Raw genomic sequence first — 1,315 nt, 5'->3', positions numbered from 1 at the left:
ACTTCCTCACCGTGCAGTCGCCCACGCTGTCGGCGCCTTACTTCCCGCAATCCGCCGGCGCGCCTGTCAGCCTCAGTATCAACCAGACAGTGCAATCGCAACTGTTCCTAGGCATTCAGGGCGACGGCCTCAACTTCACCATCACCACCGGCACCCTGCCCGTCGGCATGAAGCTCGATGGCGCCACCGGCTGGATCTATGGCAACCCGGCTGAACCCGGTACCTTCCCGCTCACCATCAACGCCACCAGCGCCGCCGGCAGCATCACCCAAAACTTCAACCTGAGGGTGGAAAGCTCGCTGCTGCCCAACCAACGCCAAGGTGCGGGTGCCGTTTACACCATCGGCTCGGGCACGGAATCACCCAACGGGGCGGCCTTTGCCGGCCTCACTGCCAACGGCGGCGTCTACTCCTGGGGCGCTAATGATTACGGCGGCAGTGGCGAACCCACCGGCACCGGCTACACCCAGATCACCGCCAGCTCTAACGCCTATGCCGCACTAAAATATGATGGCAGCATCGAAGCTTGGGGTGACAGCCGCTTCGGCGGCGTTGGCGAGCCCACTGGCAGCGGTTACACCAAGATCTACTCTGCACAATATGCGTTCGCTGCCATGAAGGCCGACGGCAGTATCACGGCCTGGGGGAGCACTTCCGTCGGCGGCGCCGGCGCGCCCACTGGCAGCGGCTACACCAAAATATACTCTGTACAATTTGGGTTCGCCGCCCTCAAGGCCGACGGCAGTATCAGCGCCTGGGGCACTGTGGTGGGTGCTCCCACTGGCAGCGGCTATACCAGCATTACTCCCAACGCCGGTGCCTATGCGGCGCTCAAAGCCGACGGCAGCATCACCGCCTGGGGAGATAGTGTTGGCGGCGGTGCCAACGCGCCCACGGGCACCGGCTACACCAAGATCTTTGCCAATAACGGCTCCTATGCGGCTCTCAAATTTGATGGCAGCATTGCCGTGTGGGGAAACACCAACAATGGGGGGGGAACCAACGGGCCAGCAGGGATCGGCTTTGTCGATGTCTGGTCTTCCGCCAACGGTTTTGCCGCCATGAAGGTCGATGGCTCCCTCGTCTCGTGGGGCGCCTCGGGCACATTCGACACCAGCTTCCCCTCTGACACCGACTTCACCCAAGTCTTTTCCACCGGCGGCTCCTTCGCTGCGCTGAAGACCAACGGCTCGATCGTCTCCTGGGGCGCCACCGATAGCGGTGGCACCGGCGCGCCCGGCGGCACCGGCTTCACCACCATCTACACCAACAACAACGCCTTCGCCGCCATGAAGGCAGACGGCAGCATCACCGT

At 63.2% G+C, this 1,315-nt stretch carries 1 protein-coding gene; it reads left to right on the top strand.

The window, feature by feature from the left end:
- Positions 1-1,315, top strand: a 1,315-nt coding sequence (locus tag ABWP22_RS15660; RefSeq protein WP_353200928.1) for a putative Ig domain-containing protein, incomplete at both ends; no start/stop codon positions are given.

The sequence above is a fragment of the Sandarakinorhabdus sp. genome, from assembly GCF_040398665.1.
Classification (GTDB): domain Bacteria; phylum Pseudomonadota; class Alphaproteobacteria; order Sphingomonadales; family Sphingomonadaceae; genus Sandarakinorhabdus.
Note: the sequence above shows the minus strand (reverse complement) of the source record. Positions and strands in the feature narration are given on the sequence as shown.